This is a genomic window from Alistipes sp., assembly GCF_048465575.1.
Classification (GTDB): Bacteria; Bacteroidota; Bacteroidia; order Bacteroidales; family Rikenellaceae; genus Alistipes.
The window spans coordinates 259,274-277,665 of the sequence record NZ_DBFWLG010000042.1 but is presented as its reverse complement, the minus strand read 5'-3'; the positions used below and the strand labels follow the sequence as shown (position 1 = coordinate 277,665).

Annotated in this window: 10 protein-coding genes; all 10 read right to left on the bottom strand. The window is 63.0% G+C overall.

Features of this window, described 5'->3' with window-relative positions; all coding sequences use genetic code 11:
* Nucleotides 1-24: 24 nt before the first annotated feature.
* The 10 genes from ACMQ11_RS11975 to ACMQ11_RS11930 all read right to left on the bottom strand — a co-directional run bounded on the left by ACMQ11_RS11975 (nt 25) and on the right by ACMQ11_RS11930 (nt 18,316).
* Nucleotides 25-2,889, bottom strand: a complete 2,865-nt coding sequence (locus tag ACMQ11_RS11975; protein ID WP_418993040.1) for a glycoside hydrolase family 2 protein — start codon at nt 2,887-2,889, stop codon at nt 25-27.
* Nucleotides 2,889-4,556 (bottom strand): cellulase family glycosylhydrolase, encoded by a 1,668-nt coding sequence (locus tag ACMQ11_RS11970; protein WP_418993007.1) that lies wholly within the window; start codon nt 4,554-4,556, stop codon nt 2,889-2,891. Before ACMQ11_RS11970 ends, ACMQ11_RS11975 begins: the two co-directional genes overlap by 1 nt.
* Nucleotides 4,557-4,575: 19 nt before the next feature.
* Nucleotides 4,576-5,130, bottom strand: a complete 555-nt coding sequence (locus ACMQ11_RS11965) for a hypothetical protein (protein ID WP_418993006.1) — start codon at nt 5,128-5,130, stop codon at nt 4,576-4,578.
* 12 nt (nt 5,131-5,142) lie between these two features.
* Complete coding sequence (locus ACMQ11_RS11960) at nt 5,143-6,810, bottom strand: RagB/SusD family nutrient uptake outer membrane protein (protein ID WP_418993005.1); 1,668 nt, start codon at nt 6,808-6,810, stop codon at nt 5,143-5,145.
* A gap of 10 nt (nt 6,811-6,820) precedes the next feature.
* On the bottom strand, nt 6,821-9,700 hold the full coding sequence (locus ACMQ11_RS11955) for a SusC/RagA family TonB-linked outer membrane protein (RefSeq protein WP_418993004.1): 2,880 nt from the start codon (nt 9,698-9,700) through the stop codon (nt 6,821-6,823).
* A 33-nt stretch (nt 9,701-9,733) separates the two neighbouring features.
* On the bottom strand, nt 9,734-11,572 hold the full coding sequence (locus ACMQ11_RS11950; RefSeq protein WP_418993003.1) for a RagB/SusD family nutrient uptake outer membrane protein: 1,839 nt from the start codon (nt 11,570-11,572) through the stop codon (nt 9,734-9,736).
* A gap of 13 nt (nt 11,573-11,585) precedes the next feature.
* Complete coding sequence (locus ACMQ11_RS11945) at nt 11,586-14,870, bottom strand: SusC/RagA family TonB-linked outer membrane protein (protein WP_418993002.1); 3,285 nt, start codon at nt 14,868-14,870, stop codon at nt 11,586-11,588.
* Nucleotides 14,871-14,904: 34 nt separating this feature from the next.
* Nucleotides 14,905-15,981: a glycoside hydrolase family 26 protein gene (locus tag ACMQ11_RS11940; RefSeq protein ID WP_418993039.1), complete on the bottom strand. Its 1,077-nt coding sequence runs from the start codon at nt 15,979-15,981 to the stop codon at nt 14,905-14,907.
* 228 nt (nt 15,982-16,209) lie between these two features.
* Nucleotides 16,210-17,247 (bottom strand): hypothetical protein, encoded by a 1,038-nt coding sequence (locus ACMQ11_RS11935; RefSeq protein WP_418993001.1) that lies wholly within the window; start codon nt 17,245-17,247, stop codon nt 16,210-16,212.
* Nucleotides 17,248-17,437: 190 nt separating this feature from the next.
* Complete coding sequence (locus ACMQ11_RS11930; protein ID WP_418993000.1) at nt 17,438-18,316, bottom strand: AraC family transcriptional regulator; 879 nt, start codon at nt 18,314-18,316, stop codon at nt 17,438-17,440.
* Between the last annotated feature and the right edge of the window lie 76 nt (nt 18,317-18,392).

Sequence of the window (18,392 nt, the reverse complement as noted above, 5' to 3'; positions counted from 1 at the left end):
CTTTTTTCGGTTAATGTACTGCGGTCAGAGCTCCAGCAAGGTCTGCCGCGCGACGTTGTAGCCCTCGGCCGTGAGCACCGCGCGCCCCGGGGCCGTGTATTCGGCCTCGACCGTGCGCCGTTCGCCCGGAAGCAGGTGGATGTAGCCCTCGGAGATATACGCCGGAAGAATCGCAGCGCCGCTTTCCGGATCGCGGACGTTGAACTTCACGGCCAGCGCCGTTTCCGATGAGGGGTTCGAGACCTCGAAGCGCATTACGACGCGCCCGTCCTTGCGATCCGCGGCCAGACGGCGCGCCCGGAGCCGGGCCGGAGCGACCCGGTCGAGGGCCTTAAAATCGCGGTCGGGGCTCAGGAGGTAGTCATTGAGCGAAACACGTCTCCCGCGCACGAACAACTCGAGCCGCACGAGGCGGCATGCACCGTCGGCCTCCGCGGCCGGGTCGAGATGCAGCACCGGAGTCAGTCCGTTGGCGGCGATGCGCCCCACAGCGGCCGTGCGGCGCGCGAGGCGCTTGCCGTCGGGCGTATAGGTCGTGACGACCGCTTTGGCGCCCGCGAGGGTTTCGAGCGTGGTATTGACCACCACGACCCGGGAGTCGTCGGCGTTGAGCTGGATGTGGACCGGTTCGCACGCCTTGCGGCAGCCGTAGTAGGAGCCGTGGGTCTCGAAATCCCACGAATAGGTCTGCCATTCGAGACTCGGCCAGGCCGGGTGGCTCATCCAGAGCAGCACGCCCGAGGCGGAGTTCCACATGCGGCTGTTCCACGCTTCGAGCATGGCCCGGTGGCTGTCGTAGTTGATGAGCTGGACCTTGCGGCAGAAATCGTCGAGCGAGGTGGCTTTGCCGTAGAGCCGATCGACCGCCTGGCAATACTCGGGAAGGCCGAAATGAAGGTCGTGGTAGTACCATGTGTCGCTCACGGGCCAGCGGTCGGCCTCGGGGATGAATTTGCGCATGGTCTCGGCCGTCGGCGCCGAGGGGGTGCCCAGTTCGGTGGAGAAGCCGTGAGCCAGGTCGCGGAAATAGGCCGAGGCATCCTCCAGATAGTGCCACGGCCCGCTCGGGCGCAGATTCATGTAGCGCGAATTGGGACTGTAATAGCGGGTGCCGTCTTCGCGGGCGATCAGTTCCTGCAACCGCGGTTCGAGCGTCGGGGTGGCATAACCCTCGTTGCGCGGGCACCACACGGCCAGCGAGGGGTGGTTGCGGAAGCGACGCACCGTCTCGCGCGCATTGGCCATGAAAAGCTCCTCGTCGTTCACGTTCTGGTTGTAGCCCTCGGTCGAGAGCCAAAAGTCGTTCCACACCAAAAGACCGTACTCATCGCAGAGGGTATAGAAAATCTCCTCGGTCGATTCGCCCGTCCAGTTGCGGACCATGTTGAACCCCTCGTCGCGGTGCAGCCGCATGGCAGGTTCCAGCCGTTCGCGCGAAACTCGCTTCATGCCGTCGTCCATGCCCCAGTTGCCACCGCGGCAGAAGATCCTTCGGCCGTTGCAGCGAATCACCATGTAGGGAGCGGCTCCGTCGCGTTCGATCCGGCGCAGGCGCGAGGCGTCAGTCTCCTTCTTGAGCGCCGGCACGACCACCCCGTCACCCACCGGACGGCGGTGGAACGTGTCGAAGGGCATCGTGCCGTCCCGCAGGTCGTCGGTCGGATGAAAGTCGATGCGCAGCTCCTCGCCCGAGGGGGCATCGACACTCAGCTCGTAGCTCAGTTCGCGGATGCCGAAGCGCACCCGTTCCGTATCGGAACAGGCGCCATGCTCATCCACCTCGAGTTGCAGCGTGTAGAGCTCCTGCGCGCCGTAGCCATTGGGCCACCAAAGGCGCGGAGAGGCGATCGCAAGGGCCGGACATTCGGCCGCCGAGCAGCTCACCGTGCGGCTTTCGCCCGCGGCCAGTGCGACCGGCAGTTCGAAGCTGCGCTCTTTGTCTATCGTGCCGCGCAGGAGCACCCGCCGAGGTTCGCTGGCGTGGTTGGTAAGCCGGGCGCGGACGGTCAGCTCGGCCCGCGAGGTGTCGGGAAGCGGCAGGTTGGTGATGACCTGCGGGTCGTGGAGGGTCACCTCGCCCGTGTATTCGAGGCGCACGCCCTGCCAGATGCCGATGTTGCGGTCGCGGATGCCCGGAATCCAGTCCCACCCCTCGGAGCTGATGAAGGTCGGGCCGTCGAGACACAGCTGACCGCCGTTGGGTCCGCGTCCCGCAGCCCGCGACTGCTCGTGGGGAATGCCCGGATTGTGGGGCGGGCAGATCTTCACGGCCAGCACGTTCGCGGCTTCGAGCAGCTCCGTGGCGTCGAACACGCCGCGGGCGAAAGCGCCGTCGATGCGGCCCAGCCGGCGACCGTTGAGCCACACGTCGGCGCGGTAGTTGATCCCCTCGAAACAGAGCCAGGCGCGGCGTCCCGCAGCACCCTCGGGCCGGTCGAAGCGGATGCGGTACCACCACTCGGTACGGCAGAGCGTGTCGGGGATCGAGAGGTTGTTCAATCCGTAGTAGGGATCGGGATAGACGCCCGCCGCGACCAGCGAGGTGAGGACCGTGCCGGGGACCACGGCGTCGTACCACGACGAGGTATCGTACCCGGGGTCGAAAAGCGAACCCCCGGCAGCAACCAGGCGGTCGTCCGGGGCCAGTTCCCATCCCTCGGAGAGTTCCCATGCGGCGGGTCCCGCGGGCGTAAGGCGCGAGCGGACCGCCCGCCGGGGTTTCGGGACAGCGACCTGGGGCGGGGTCGCCGACTGCGGCAGCTCGGCGGCGGGCTGGGGGCTGACCAGGCCGAAATTGGTGGGGACGAGGGGCCGCGGCGACTCCTGTGCGGAGGTTTGGGCGCCAGCGGCGGCAAGGGCGGCAAGCAGCATGCAGCAAAGCAGTTTCATCACGACGCGGGAGTTTTGGGGGTGAAGCGGTAGATGCGTTCGGCCCAGGGTTCGAGTGCGACACCGCCGAGTACGAAGCGCCCGGGGGTCTGCAATTCGCCCTCAGACGACCAGGAGCAGGTCTCGGGATCGAACGCTTCGATCGCCTGGGAGCCGGTGCACCCGGTATTGACCGTCACCTCGAGCGACTGCTTCGGCTCGGCCGAGTTGTTGCGCACATAGACCCAGACGCTCTGACCGCACCGTACGCCCATCGCCTCGACGGGCTGGCAGGCGACGCTCAGCTGTTCGAACGAGCCGCTGCCGTCTGAAAGCATGCGGTCGGAAACGGCGCGAACGCCCCGGAAATAGGGCATCATGCCGCGGTGTTCGAAATACTCCCACCACCAGCTCATCGGCGTGAGGGGCGTGGGCGAGAAGAGTCCGTACCAGAGACCGCGGCGAAAATCGCGGTCCATCTCGTCGCCGAAATCGTCGAAATTCTTCGACCAGTCCCACTCGTAGCCGAACTCTCCGATGACGTAGGGTTTGCCGTAGCGATTCTCGTAGCGAAGGATCTCGGCCGGAATAGCCCCCGTGTTGCGGTAGATGTGCTTCTGGTTGATGTCGATCCCCTCGACGGCGTTCAACCCCTCCAGGTCGCGGTGCGAGATGGAGGTGGTGACGGGGTGGTCATAGGGGTCGATGCTTCTGAGGTAGCGGCTCATGCGGTCGTGCCACGCGACGATCTCGGCCGAGGGGATGGGATTCGCGGCATCGCGGTACTGGATGTTGTCGATCTCGTTGAAGAACTCCCACATGCCGATGGCCGGACTGTACCCCCAGCGGGCGACGATGTAGCGCAACCGGTTCATGTAGCGGCGCGCCTGGGGCTCTCCGGTGAAGAATGCGCGGTCGGCGGCCACGTCGCCCTGACCCATGCAGAGCATGGCGTGGATGCCCAGCCGCTCGCACAGGTCGATGAAATGATCCATCCGCGCGATGGCGCTGGGGTTGTAGTAGGCTTCGGACGGGGTGTAGCGCGGATTGTTGAAATCCCGCTGCCGGTCGATCGGGAAGTTCCAGCCGCACATCCACACGCGAATGAAATTGCCGCCGCTGCGGGCGAAGAGCGGAAGCAGGCAGTCGTAATTGTAGGTGTCGTGCCGTTCGTGAAGCGCCTTGAAATAGCGCGAATCGTCGTTGGCACGCGACTCCCAGCAGATGTTCTCGGCTACTCCCCGGAACGGAGTGCCGTCGTCGTAAGAGAGTGTCCAGTAGTCGCGTGTATGAAGGATGCCGCGGGATACGGCCTCCTCCCCTACGTCGAGACGGACGGGCTCGGAAAGGGAGGTCTCCCGTCCGGCCTCAGTCAGGCGGAAACGGCAGGTGTAGCTTCCGCGCTGCTGCGGCGTGAAGCGCGCTTCCCAGCGCGACGCGGTACCCGCAGCACCCTCGACCCAGTAGCAGGGCAGCAGCCGCTCCCGGCCCGAAGGGGTGGTGACGAGCATGTCGAGCGCCACCTCCTCCTGGAGGTAGGCGTTGGAGTAGCGGGCGGTCAGGCGGATCACAAAATCGGTCCGCTCGTAGAGCCGGGATGTGGTCGTAGAGGGTTCGACCGAGTGGATCTGCGCCTGCGCGCACGCTGCGCCCAGAAGCAGGAGAAGGGCTGAAATCGTCTTTTTCATGATTTTAGGTTTTTCAAGATCAGAGCAGGGCTTTCAGGGCATCGACATCCAGGATCACGGCCGTGCGGGTACCCGTCGCGGCCAGCTCCCAGGCCGAAGGGTTGCGGATGCCCACCGAGATGACGAACTTTCGCCCGGCATATTCGGGCCCGGAAAGGGCCGAGACGGGAATGTCGAGGTAGAACGTTCCGCCCGCCCGGCCTTCGGGTACCGAGACCGCGTCGGGCAGCCTGCAAAGTCCCGCGGGCATCGCCTCGCCGCCATAAGCAGCCACGGCTGCCGCCGTATCCTCGTCGGAGGTGTAGACCTCGACCGTGTAACCCCGCCTGTCGGAGAGCTTGCCCGAGCGCATGACGCCCAGGATCACCCGGACCGTGCCGCGCTCGATGCGGAAATTGCGGGTGTCCTCGCCGCCGCCCGAGGGTACGGCGTAGGAGTTGTTCAGTCCCCCGGTCGAGACGGCCTGGGGCATGTAGATCTTGCCGAATCCGTAATCGGCATCGCCATCGCCCTCGCAGGCCGCAAAGGCCAGCGTGCAGAGGGCTGCGAAGAGCAGTATGAGTTTGTTTTTCATCTTCTTGTAGATTTAATACCCGGGGTTCTGCCGGAGCGTGTTGTTCGAATTGACCACCTCCGAGCGGGTGAATGGCATGTAATAGTTGCGTTCGAGGAAGGTGCGGGAGGCCACCGTGATCTCGGTATAGCTCCATCCGTCGGCGGTCTTACGGACCTCGACCCCGCGCACGGGACGGTTGAGCACCTCCAGGGCATCCTTCCAGCGCAGCAGGTCCCAGTAACGGTGATCCTCGAAAGCCAGTTCGACGAAGCGTTCGTGCTTGATGGCCTTGCGCAGTTCGTCGCGGTCGGTGGTCGTGACGGGTTCGAGAGCGAGGCTCGCGCGGTCGCGGACAAGTTGCAGCGCATCGAGCGCCGTGAGGGTGTAGTCGCCCGGAGCCGCGACGGGTCCGTAGGCTTCGTTCATCGCTTCGGCGTAGTTGAGCAGCACCTCGGCGTAGCGGTAGGCAACCCAGTTGTGCTGCGCCTTGGCGTCCTGCGTGAGGTTCAATTCGTCGGTCAGGAACTTCTTGAGGTAATAACCCGTCTTGCTGGCGTTCGGGGCCGACCGGTCGTCCGAACCGCCCGGGGCCTGGTCGATGACGCGGCCGTTCCACGTCGAGCCGTTGGTCACCACGCTGGCCGCAAGACGCGGGTCCCGGTTGGCGTAAGGATCGCCCGGGACGGGGTCGCCGACATATTCGTAGGCCTCGACGAGGTTTTGCGTGGGCGTGACGCCCGATCCTCCGCCCGGCGTGGCGACGGGGTAGTTGTTGCGTTCGAGCGAATTGGACTGATCGCGCCGCACGACATAGATCGTCTCGGGGCTCGACAGCGAACGGTTGCCCCGGAAATAGGCGCCGTAGTCCCCATCGAGGGCGTAATCGAGATCGGGGTGCGAGATGATCTCCCAGGCGGCCGCGGCGGCGCGCTCCCACTTTGTGCGGTCGTTCTGCGGGTTGTGCAGGGGCGAGGCGGCGTAGAGCAGCACGCGGGCCTTGACGGCCAGGGCGGCCCCCAATGTGAAGCGCCCGCTACGCTCGGAGTAATCGCTCCAGTCCACGGCCAGCCGGTCCTTGCAGTCGTCGATCTCGCGGACGATGTATTCGACCACCTCCTCGTAAGAGGAGCGGGCGACGAAACGCCCCGCGGCATAGGGGGTTTCGACGATCGGAACGCCTCCGTACTGCTTGATAAGCTCGGCGTAGTACCACGCCCGGGCCACGTGCGCTTCGGCCTGGTACCAGTGCAGCGAAGCGAGGTCCTTGAGGTAGTTGGGCCGGTCGTTGATCGTGTCGCGGTTCATGCCCACCATCTTCTCGCCTTTGCCGTCGGAGGTATAATCGAGGAAGAAATTGGCTGCGCGGATGCCCTCGTAGCAGTCGGTGTAGTTGCCCGACAGCGGATTGAGGTTGGCGTTGAGCACGCCCTTGTTGAAATAGCTCGCGTCGCTCTGCACGCGCGTCTGCTGCGCCTCGTCGGTAGCGGCGGCGAAGAGGTTGGAATCGAGCGCCGTAAAGCCGTTCGAAAGGGGCGTATAGAACGCGTTGCCGAATTTCCACAGCGTGCCGCGCGTCGTCTCGATCGACTCGCCGGTTTCGTTCTGATCGAGACTCGTATCGAGAAATTCGCTGCACGAGGTGCCCCCCGCAAGGAGCGCCGCGACGAGGAACGAATGGAACAGGTTGTTGGATTTCATCGTAGTCAGGTTAGAAGGTGAGGCTTACGCCGACATTGTAGGATTTGAGCGCCGGATAACGGTAGGAGAGCAGCTCGGGATCGAGGTCGTAATCGGACAGGAGCTTGCTCACCGTGAACGGATTGGTCACATTGAGGTAGATGCGCAGGTTGGAGATGCCCGCCGCACGGAGCCCGGCATGATAATGGAAATTGTAGCCCACCTCGATGTGGCGCACACGCAGGAAATTGCGGCTGCGGACCCAGAACGAACTGAGCCGGTAGTTGTTCTCGTTGCTCTGGGTCGTCAGACGCGGGTAGGTCGCCGTGGCGCGCGTGTCGATTCCCTGGTCGGGGTAGTAGGCCCAGGCGCCGCGTGCCAGCGGGTAGGCATTGCCGTTGTCGACGAAAGCACGGGTCTGCACGGCGTTGTCGAGCAGGTTGAATGACGCCCCGGCGATGCCCTGCAGGAGGAAGCTCACATCGAAGCCGCGGTAGTTGAACGCCGCGCCCAGCGAGTAGGTCCACTCGGGGTAGGGCGACTTGCCGATCTTCGTGATGTCGTTCTGGTCGACGAAGCCGCTGCGGTCGAGGTCGAGGTAGCGGATGTCGCCCGGCTGCACCGAGCCGAACATGGGCTGCGGAAGCCCCTCGCGGAGCGAGCCGTCGGCCTCGAAATCGTCCACGTCGTAGAACCCGTCGGCCACCAGGCCGATCAGCGTGCCGTAGGGACGGCCCGTCTGGGCGTTGTAGTCGTAGGCGGGGGCCACCTCGGCCATGTAGTCGATCTTGTTGCGGTTGAACGAGACCGATCCGTTGACCGAGTACCCCCAGCGGGCGCGCTGGTCGGTCCAGACGAGCGAGGCCTCGAATCCGCGGTTGGTCATGCGGCCGATGTTCTCGAACGAATAGTTCTTGCCGTAGTAGCCCATCATCGAGTTGTCGAGCGTAAGGATGTCGGTGCGCTTGTCCAGAAAGGCGTCGGCCGAGAGCCGCAGGCGGTTGCCGAAGAGTTCGGCGTCGATGCCGACGTTGTACTTGCTGCTCTTCTCGGCATGGAGGCCGGGGTTGGAGAGGAACATGTGCACCAGCGAACTCTGCCAGACCCCCTCGCCGGCGCCCATGTAGAACGACCCGACGTAGGAGTCGGTGTAGTAGTCCTTGAAGAGGTAGCGGCCGTTGGAAGAGAAATTCGACAGCACGCCCGTGGCGCCCGAGTCGGCGAACCCGCTCCGGCCGTACGAGAGGCGCAGCTTGAGGAGGTTCAGCGTCTTCGAATTCCTGAGAAAGGCCTCGTTCGAGAGGACCCAGGCCGCGGAGACCGAGGGGTAGAACGCCCACTGGTTGCCCGGGGCGAAGGCGTCGTTGCCGAAATAGGAGAAGCCGAACTCGGCCACGTAGCGGTCGTCGTAGGCGTAGTTGAAGCGCCCGTTGAGGTTGGCATAGCGGTATTTATAGGAGAAATAGCCGTCGCCGTTGTAGGCCGAGAGGTGGAAATCGACGGCTCCCGTCAGGGCGTGGCGGCCCAGCGTGCGGTCGTAGCCCAGCGTGATGCGCCCCTGCTTCCAGTCCTCCATGCCATCCGATCCGTACCCGCTCGCCTGGAGCGAGGTGTCCTCGTCGGTAGTGGTTCGCACGCCGTTGTGGTAGCGGGCGTAGTTGCGCGTCTTGGAGTAGCCGCTCTTGGTGTAGGTGTTGAACGAAAAGGCTTCGATCAGGTAGAGCCCGGGGGTGATGAAATCGAGCCGCTCGGTCAGGCTGAAATTGCCCTGCAACACCCGCGACTGGGTCTGCCGCCACCCCAGGGCGTTGAGCGACGCCACGGGGTTGCTGTTGTAGACCGAGGTGCCCGACCAGCGGGTCCGCTCGGCGTCGTCCCAGATTTCGTAGATGTTCGCCGGGTAGCGGGCCATGTTGTAGAAGAGGTCGTCGGTCGAGATGTTGGGCCGCTTGCCCCGCTCGATGCGGCCTCCCAGGTCGACGCGCGCGTCGATGAACTTGAAGAGCGTGAAATCGAGGTTCGCCCGCAGGTTGTAGCGCTCGTAAGTGCGGTTCGACCGCGCGTCGCTGTTCTTGACGTCGTACAGCCCCTGCTGGTTGAGGTAGTTGAGCATGACGTTGTAGCGCGCCACCCGGCTGCCGCCGCGGAATGCCACGTCGCCGTCGATCGTATAGCCCGCGTCGCGCAGCGCTTCGTCTTTCCAGTTCACGTTGGTCCCCGAGCCGTTGCGGTAGGCTTCGAGCTGCTTTTCGTCGTAGGCCGGGGCCCAGCGGCCCTGGTCGTTGCTGACGGCCTGGTTGTAGAGCGAAGCGTAGCCGTAGGAGTCGAGCGGTTCGGCCAGCGCCGTGGCCTGCTGCAACCCGAAGCGCACCGAAGCGCTCACGGTGGCAGGACCGATCCGGCCCCGTTTGGTTTCGATCCACAAGACGCCGTTGGCGCCCCGCTCGCCGAAGAGCGCGAGCGCCGCACCGTCGCGGAGCACCGAGACGCGCTCGATCTCCTGGGGCGAGAGGTAGGCGATGTAGCCGGCATTGACCTCGAAGCCGTCGACGAAGATTTTGGCCGAATTGTAACCGGCGTTGCCGTAGGAGCCGATGCCGCGGATGAGCCACGACGCCAGGTCGTTGCCCGGTTCGCCCGAGCCCTGGAAGAGCGTCAGCCCCTCCAGCTGACCGGCCAGGCTGTTGGTGAGGTTGGGCGCCGTGTTCCGTCGCAGGGTCTCGCCGGCGGCGGTCGAAAGAGCCCCCGTCGTGCGGTTGCGGGAGGTGGTGAAAAGCGCTCCCGGAACCGCCGGGCCGGCCGGGAGAAGCGTGTCGGCGGCAGCCCCGGTCTCCGTCGTCCCGGCCGCCGTGGCGGCGCCCGGCAGGGCGATCCCCGAAAGGAGCAGCGCTATGATGATAAGTTTCTTCATAATCGTGATTGTTTTAGGGAAAAACCGTCGGGACTAATAGCCCGGATTTTGGGCCAGCGTGCCTTTGTTGATCTCCGACTGCGGAATGGGCTCGAGGAACATTCTCGGATTCCAGTAGGCGGTATAGGTCACCGCATCCCACCACGACTCGATGCCCGAGGCGAGGTTGAAGCTGCCCGAGTGGTCCTCGCGGATCTTGAACTGCAACTCGCGCATGTCGCCGCCGAGGATGCCGTCGCCGATGCGTTCGTCTTTCCAGTGCTTGACGTCGTAGTAGCGGTGGTTTTCGCGGTAGAGTTCGATGGCCCGTTCGCGGCGGATGATCTGCCGCAGTGCGGCCTGATCGGTCTGGCGGATAGCCGGAAGACCCGCCCGGTTGTGTACCCGGTTGAGGTTTTCGAGCGCCTTGGAGGCGTTGCCCAGCTCGTTGTAGGCCTCCGCAAGGTTCAGGTAGGTCTCGGCCAGGCGGAACAGGGGGAACTCGAACCAGACGCGCGTGCCGGCCTTGTAGTAGAATTTGGTCGGAGCGGCACACCCCTTTCCGGTCTCGATAGCCGCCGGGAAAGCGGTCTTTTTCCCCGCATTGGAGGTCTGTCGGCCCCAGTTGTTCGCCGACCAGCTCGAATGACCCGCGTTGTTGAAGGCATCGAAGCCCATGAAGATGTTGTCGGCCTTGGCGCGCGGTTCGATCTGCTCGATGTTTTGCAGCCACTCCTCGGCCGGGCGGGGCGCCGGTTCGCCGACCGCAGCCCAGCTGAGTTCCGTACCGTCGGCTTTGTAGTAGAGTTCCAGGAAATTGGTCAGCACCCCGCTAACGTCGGTGTCCCAGCGGTTGTTGGTCCAGACAGGCGAGTAGTTGTTGTAGTAGAAGATGGCGCTTCCGGGCCAGTTCCAGTGGTTCGTCTCGTCGCACTTGTAGGCCAGGAGCACCTCCCGATTCGCGGGGGTCGAGGTCGCCGTGGCGTAGTCGTCGAACGCATGGGGATTGGGATTGCCCGTGCCGGCGCCGCCCGTGTCGATCAGGGCGTAGCCGTTCTCCGCAGCCCACCTCAGCACGGCTTCGTTGGCATCGACCGCCTTCTGCCAGCGCTCTTCGGATCGGGTTCCGAAGCAGACCAGGTTGTCGTGTCCGCCGCTCAGGTAGGGAGTCGCGGAGTTGAACAGGGGCCGCGCGGCGAAGAGCAGCGTGCGGGCCTCGATGGCCAGCACCGCGCCACGGGTCATGCGTCCCGCGTCGGCCGCGGCCCAGTCGCCCTCGGGGAGCGCGTCGTAAGCCGCCTGGCAGAGTTCGAGAATGTAGTCGAGGGTCTCCTGCAACGAGGCCCGGCCTGCAGAGACACCCGGGTCGGCGGGGTTGGAGAATGAGCTGCGGACAATGGGCATGCCGCCGTAGCGGTAGAACATGCCCATGTAGCGGTAGGCAACCAATGCCGTGGCCTCGGCCTTGATCCACCCCTTCTCCTCGGCGCTCATGTCGGGAACGCGGTCGATGTTCTCGCGCACGGTGAAGCAATGGCGGATATAGGCCCAGTTGTTGCCGAAATGGTCGGCTCCGGCATCGGAGCCATCCGTGCCGTTCACATCGAGACCCGACTGCGAGATCGTGTAGGTGCCGTGCCACGAATAGCCGCGCGAAATCTCACCGCTGATGGCGCCCAGCGTGCCGTGACCGACGCCCCAGCCACCCGGAAGGCCGTGGATCAGCGCTTCGCGGTAGCAGGTCATCAGGGCGCTGCGCGCGTTCTTGGCCGAACCGTAAACCTCGTCCAGATCGACCGTGCCGGTCGTGTCGGGCATTTGCAGGAAGGTATCCTGGCAGGCGGCCAGCCCGAACGACACCGTTATCAAAATTGAAATAAGGAACTTTTTCATAGTCTTCTCCGGATTAGAATTTCAGGTTGACACCGAAGCTGAAAACACTCGTCAGCGGATAAATATAGGTACTTCCGTCGGTGCCCTCGGGGTCGATACCGATGTCGGTCAGCTCGTTTCGGAACGTATAGACGTTGTTGGCGTTGAAATAGACCCTCAGCGAGCGGATGCGGCTGCGAGCCAGCCGCCCGCGGGTCATGTCGAACGTGTAGCCTACCTCGATATTCTTGATCTTGAAATAGTTGCTCGATTTCATCCAGAAATCGCTCACCAGGTAGTTGTTGTCCGACGAGGTCGTGTCGAAAGTCATGCGCGGGAAGGTGATCTTTTGACCCGCGGCATAGCGCTCGGCCGTCCAGCGTCCGTCGTACATCCATTTCCAGGCATTGCCGGCACGCTTGAAGAAGGGCATCGTGTAACCGCTGTTGAGGTAGTAGGAGCCGTTGGCCGAGCCGATGAAGAGGACCCTCAGGTCGAAACCCTTCCACCCCACCGACGCCTTGACGTTGAAATGGTACTCGGGGTAGTTGGGATAGCCGATCGGCGCGCGGTCCTTGTTGTCGATCAGACCGTCGCCGTTCAGATCGACGTAACGAATGTCGCCCAGCGTGGCCCGGTTGGCCGTATAGGTGTTGTAGGGACGGTTCGAAAGCTCCTCGTTGGTGTTGAAGAAACCGTCGCTGACCAGTCCGAAGCGCTGCCCGATCGAGAAGCCGGTCTGGTTCATCCACGGGTAGGGATTGGCGGCCTCGGCCTTGAATACGATCCGGTTGCGCGAGTAGCTTACGTCGCCGCTCAGCGAGTAGCGCCAGTTGCCGATGCGGTCCTCCCACGAAAGTTGGATTTCGTAGCCCTGGTTCTCGGTGATGCCGACATTTACGGGCGGTACCTTGTCGGAACTTACGCCGTAGATGGCCGGAATCGTACCCAGCGTGGTGAGGATATTGCGGCGATCCTCGCGGAACCAGTCGGCCACCAGCGACAGCCGGTCACCAAAGAAGCGCGCCTCGATACCCACGTCGTATTTCTCGGCCCGCTCCCAGGTGATGTCGGGATTGCCGATCACACCCTCGGTGGCACCCGCCCAGTAGGGGTTCGGGGACGATCCGTCGGCATTACCCAGCCAGTAGCCGCCCTGGTTGAGGTTGTAGGTGTTCGGCAGGTAGTAGAAGCGGCGGTTGCCGCCCAGCTGGTCGTTGCCGACCTGGCCGTAAGAGGCGCGGATCTTCAGGAACGTGAGGTAGTCGTTGCGGGGGATGAACTTCTCGGCCGTGGGGACCCAGCCCACCGAAAAGGCGGGGAACCAGCCGAAGCGGCGCCCCTCGGCGAACTGCTCCGTGCCGTTGTAACCCACGTTGAACTCGGCCATGTAGCGGTCCTTGTAGTTGTAAGTTACGCGGCCCACGAAGCCCATGACCCCCGAAGGAACGTTGTACGAGTCGCCCGGCATCGTGTAGCGCGAAGCCTTGGCCAGCAGGAGCGCCGAAACGTTATGTCCGTTGAATCCGGCCTGCCAGTCGATGCCCGCATCGAGGTAGAGCTTGTTCCAATTGCTGTAACCCCACGAGTTGAACGAGCCGGCCCCCATGCCGCCGCCGAAAAAGTCCAAAACGGTCGGGTCCTCGGGGTTGCGCTGCACCGAGTAGGTCGGGATCGAGGGCTTGTACTTGACGATGCGGTTGTAGTTGTCCTGGTAGTTGACCGTGCCGTAGATGCGCAGGCCGTGCAGGAGGTAGTCCATCGTATGTTCCAGCTTGATGGTGTTGTCCAAAAGCGAGTTGAAGATCGTGTTCGTACCCGCGCGCAGCAAGCTGACCACGGCGTTCTGAGCCCCCAGCTGACTGCCGGTCTTGACGGCCAGCGGGTTCTGCTCGGAACCCGCCGTACCGGCGAAGCCTTCGACCAGCCGACCCTCGATCATGCCCGGAGAGATGAAGGGATTTCCGTCGTAGATATACTGCATGATGCCCTTGTAACGGGCCGAAAGGTCGTAGGGGTCCTGGTCGCTGCCCAGTCCCTGCGTCTGACCGAACTGACCTGCGGTGTTGATCGAAATCTTCCAGTTCCTGGCTACCGAAATATCGAAATTCGACCGGAAATTGTAGCGGTCGAATTTCGACCCGGTATTGGCATCGTGGTAGTGCACGTCGCGCGTGATGCCCTCCTGCGAGAAATAGCCGAACGAGACGAAATACTTGACGCGCTGCGTACCACCCGCCACGTTGAGGTTGACCTGCATCTGGGGCGCCGTGCGGTCGAACATCTCCTTGTAGAGGTCGCGGTTGGCGTAGTAGAGCGCGGGCTGGTTCTTGAGCAGGGCGCGTTTCTCGGGCGAGAGGTTGGCCTTGGCATCCACCTCGACGGGCGTATAGTCGCGATTGTTCCTGAATTTCCAGAGGTCGTAGTCGTCGAAGATATAGGTCGAAAGGCTCTCCGTGCCGGCGAAACTGCGCTGGTCGTTGCGGATGGCCTCGTTGCGCAAAAGGGCGTACTCGTAGGAGGAAGTGCCTTTCTGGATGTTCGATGCGCGCGTGAAGCCGTAGTTCATCGAGAAATTGACCGTCGGGGTGCCCGTGTTGCCACGGCGGGTGGTAACGATAATCACGCCGTTGGCGCCGCGGATGCCGTAGACGGCCGTCGAAGAGGCGTCTTTGAGGACGCTGATGCCCTGTATTTCGTTGGCATCCATCGAGTTCAGCTCGGCCATGGCCTGCTCCGAAGGCTGCTCCACGCCGTCGATGACGATCAAGGGACTGGCCGATCCGTAGGTCGAGACGCCGCGCACGCGGATATTGGCGGCGTTGTGTCCCGGTTCGCCGGAGCTTTGCAGGCCACTCACGCCCGGGGAGTTGCCGATCAGGGCGTTGGAAATGTTCGCCACGGGGGTGGAGACCAGATCGGTACCCTTGACCTGGGAGATCGAACCCGTGACGTTCACCTTTTTCTGCACCGCATAGGCCGTCACGACGACCTCTTCGGCCACGAGCGACTGCTCCTGCAAGGTGACGTCGATGACGGTTTGCGTCGTGACCGTCACCGTCCGCGATGCGTAGCCGATGAACGAGAATTCGAGTTCGTCGCCCGGCGCGACCCGGATCGAATAGCTGCCGTCGGCCGTCGAGACGGTTCCGTTCGCCGTTCCTTTCACGAGGATCGTGACACCCGGTAATGCGGTTCCTTTCTCATCCTGCACCGTTCCGCCGACCTCCCGCGTCTGCGCCGCCGCCCGCCGGGGTGCGACGCATCCCAGGGCGATCAAAAGAGCGCAGAGCAGGGACGTTTTGAAGAATCTTACCATAGGATTAGTTGTTTTAGGTTTTTGCTTGGGAGGATCATTCGACCGTCACGTGGTCGGCCGGGCGGTACATGTCGGGCAGGTCGCCGCTGAACAACGACCGCGGCCGCGCATACATGGCCCGGAAATCCGCTTCGGAAACATGGCCCGGATAGACCGAATAGAAATGCTTGTCGGATTCGTCCGCGACGTACTTGTTGCGCCACATAACGACCATCGACACGCGCTGGGTCATCAGCGGCGCGAGGATGCACTGAGTCCAGTAGTCGGCCTTGGTGAAAGACTCCTGCCCCGTCTCGGTGACGCCGCACGGTTTTTTCTTCTCGCGCGAGAGTTGCGTGAGGGCTTTCAGATTGGAGCGGAAAGCCGCGGTGTTGAGCCCGTGGTAGCAGTCCATGCCCAGAAAATCGACCCACTCGTCGCCGGGCCAGCGAAAGAGCAGGCGGCCTCGGGCGTCGGCGTACTCCGAGTCCATCTGCGGGGAGAGGGCGTAGAGGAGGTTGTGCACCCCGCGCGTATCGCGCAGGTAACGCACGGTCATGCGCCACAGGTCGATGAACTCCTGCTCGGTGGTGCACTTGGCACCCCACCAGGACCACTCCTGGGTATGTTCGTGATAGGGACGGAAAACGATAGGAACGGGCGTGCCGTCGGAGGCCCTCAGATCGAGGGCGAAATCGGCCAGGCGGTCGAGCCACCCCAGATAGGTGGCGTGTACGGCGCTTGCGGGATCGAGAATCGCACGCACGACGCCCGTCGAGGAGTTGTCCCACGAGTCGCCGCCCGTGAGGGGATTGTCGAGGTGGCAGCAGGCGACGATCACCTCGCCGCGCTCGTAGGCTTCGAGCATCACGCGGCGGCGGATGGCGTTCTCCTTTCGGTCGGATTCGTAGGCGGAACGCTCGTCCATGACCGTGGCCAGATCGACGCTGAAGACGGCCGGGTAGTCGCCGGCGACGGCTTTGGTGTCGGAGCCGCCGGGCTCGTCGTACCAGTAGCGGCCGTACCAGAGGTCGTCGTGGTGACCGAACATGAAACCCCGGGAGGCAATGGCCCAGAGGTTCGAGAAGAGGGCGCGGGTCTGGTCCGTCGCGGCCGGATCGATCAGCTTCAGACGGACCGTTTCGGGCTCGGGATCGGGGCCTGGATCGGGTTCGGGATCGGGTTTATCGCCCCCTCCCGGATTGTCCTGACCGCCCCCGGAAGCCGGTGGGGGGGGGGATTTCGATGTCGCTGCCGCCGCAGGAAATGCCTGCCAGCGAGAGGAGGGCGCACGCTGTCAACAGGTAGGGCATACGCCGCCACTGTATCGGAATGGAATGCAAAAACATGGCGTTTCGGATTAGTATTCGTTTTTCAACAACTCGTCGTGGTCCTCCAGCGGAGCGTCGGACGACTTTTTCATCAGGTAGAACGTGTTGCGGATGTTGTGCACGAACCAGCGGTCGTCGGGCCAGTTGTTGTCGATCCAGTCGTAGGGCCCGGGGAACGAGCGGTAGAACGACAAGTGCGGCACTGAAACGGTCTTGCCCCAGAAATCGTAGCTGCCCGCCTCGAGCTGCCCCACCTTGAAGAGCGGTTCGGCGTACTGAGTATCGTCCCAGGCATAGAAGACGATCATGCCGTCGTCGCCTTTCGACCAGCGGCTCCTGCCCTTGGGAATGATCCGGTAGAAAGCGTTGACGTCCTTTTGGGGGTTGTTCTGGAAGAGGTAGTTGGCGTATTTGCCGTCGGGTCCCGGCAAGTTGAGCGTCGTGCCGTAGCTTACGCCCGAAGTCTCGTCGACCCTTGCCAGTTGGAAGCTGACCGTGTTGTCCTCTTCGTCGGCCGGGGTGTAACCGTTACCCCAGTGCCACGACTTGTCCATGACCGTGGACATGACCACCGCCCCGTCCCAGCCGCCGACCAAAACCAACGAGCTCTTGGGAGCGCTGCCGTCGAGAATGCCGCCGACGGGATCGAAAACATAGACCCCCTCGAGCGGTTCGCGGAACGGATCGTAGGAAACGGAGTATTGGCGGGTCTCGCCGTTCTCGGCTGTCACCACGAACGTGCCCTCCCCGGTGCTCATGTCGAGCGTGCTGCCCTCACGGATCGAGGCCGTGGCGTTGTATTGCAGGTCGATGGCCACGACTTTCACCCGCTTCAGGTCGCTGATGCCGCCCGTGACGAGTTGTACGCGGATACGGCCGTGTGCATCGTCCCGCCAGTCGTCGGTGATGACCGCCGCGCCGATCTGGCTTTCGAGCCGCAGGTTGAGCGGCGTGCGCTCGCGCAGCCAGGGATCGACCATGTCGGGACCCGACGAGTCGTTCTCGTAGCATCCCGCAAGCGCACTCCCCAGCAAAGCGCACAGAAAAAAGAGGATAGTTTTTTGCATAGGTTTTGGTTGTTTAGGTTAGTTGCCGTGTCCGTCGGCACCCTCCTCCGGCAGCGGGGTTTGGCCGGGAAAGAGCGTACGCTGGTCCACCTATGCAAAATTAGACAAAACCTGCATGCCCGTTTAATACGTTTTTAACCAAAACCGATGCTTATAGCACCCTAACGGAACATTCTTTGAACCGGCTGCCTCAGACGTAGATTTTCTTGGGAATGAAGAGCGTCCGGAACCGGTGGGGCGGCATGCCTTTCCTGCGCTTGAAGATGCGGTTGAAATTGGCCATGTTGTTGAACCCGCAGCAGAAAGCGATCTCGGCGATGGTCATGTCGGTGTCGATAAGCATGCGCGCCACGTGGCCCAGACGGATCTCCGTAAGGGTGTCCACGAAGCTCTGACCCGTGACCTTTTTGATGAAGCGGCTGAACGAGACGTCGGACATGCTCACCACGGAAGCGACCTCCGAGAGCGAAATCTGGCGGTTGAAATGCTGGTTCATGTAGGCGAAGACCGTCTCCAGCCGTGCCGAGTGCGATTTCATCGTCTTTTGGACGAACGTGGGGTCGGACAAGAGGCGGCGCTCCTCGGTCAGCGAAAGCGTGTTGAGGATCATCAACATATCCAGTACGGGCTTCATGCCGCCGGCCGAACCCTGCTCGTAGAGTTCGCGGATGCGGGGTGCGACCTCCCGTGCGGTCTCCTCCGTAAAGAGGACGCCTCGCCGGGCCTCTTCGAAGAGTTGTTTGAGGGCAGCCATCGGGTTGCGGTTGAGGAATTTCCCGTCGATCAGGTCGGGACTGAACTGGAGCGTGATCTCGAGGATGTCGTGCGACTGGCAGCGGTCGGTGAACCAGGCGTGGGGCGTGTCGCCGCTCACGAGGACCAGTTCGAGGTCGGAGATCGTCCCCACGTGGTTGCCGATCACGCGCGAAGCCCCGGCGGCCTGCATTACCAGATTCAGCTCCATCTCCTTGTGTGTGTGGAGCGGAAAATCGAAACAACTTTTTTTCCGGGAAAAGATCATGAAGCAGTCGTTGTCGGTCAGCGGCGTGCTTTCGCGCAGAATCTCCATATGCGTGGTTTTAGGCGGGTTGGTATCACAAAGATAGGCAAATATTTCGAGCAGCAAAAAAACACTATCGCCTCGC

Bases quoted from the DNA above. Each gene is read 5' to 3' on its own strand.
- ACMQ11_RS11975 (WP_418993040.1), bottom strand. From the start codon at position 2,889: ATGAAACTGCTTTGCTGCATGCTGCTTGCCGCCCTTGCCGCCGCTGGC.
- ACMQ11_RS11970 (WP_418993007.1), bottom strand. From the start codon at position 4,556: ATGAAAAAGACGATTTCAGCCCTTCTCCTGCTTCTGGGCGCAGCGTGC.
- ACMQ11_RS11965 (WP_418993006.1), bottom strand. From the start codon at position 5,130: ATGAAAAACAAACTCATACTGCTCTTCGCAGCCCTCTGCACGCTGGCC.
- ACMQ11_RS11960 (WP_418993005.1), bottom strand. From the start codon at position 6,810: ATGAAATCCAACAACCTGTTCCATTCGTTCCTCGTCGCGGCGCTCCTT.
- ACMQ11_RS11955 (WP_418993004.1), bottom strand. From the start codon at position 9,700: ATGAAGAAACTTATCATCATAGCGCTGCTCCTTTCGGGGATCGCCCTG.
- ACMQ11_RS11950 (WP_418993003.1), bottom strand. From the start codon at position 11,572: ATGAAAAAGTTCCTTATTTCAATTTTGATAACGGTGTCGTTCGGGCTG.
- ACMQ11_RS11945 (WP_418993002.1), bottom strand. From the start codon at position 14,870: ATGGTAAGATTCTTCAAAACGTCCCTGCTCTGCGCTCTTTTGATCGCC.
- ACMQ11_RS11935 (WP_418993001.1), bottom strand. From the start codon at position 17,247: ATGCAAAAAACTATCCTCTTTTTTCTGTGCGCTTTGCTGGGGAGTGCG.
- ACMQ11_RS11930 (WP_418993000.1), bottom strand. From the start codon at position 18,316: ATGGAGATTCTGCGCGAAAGCACGCCGCTGACCGACAACGACTGCTTC.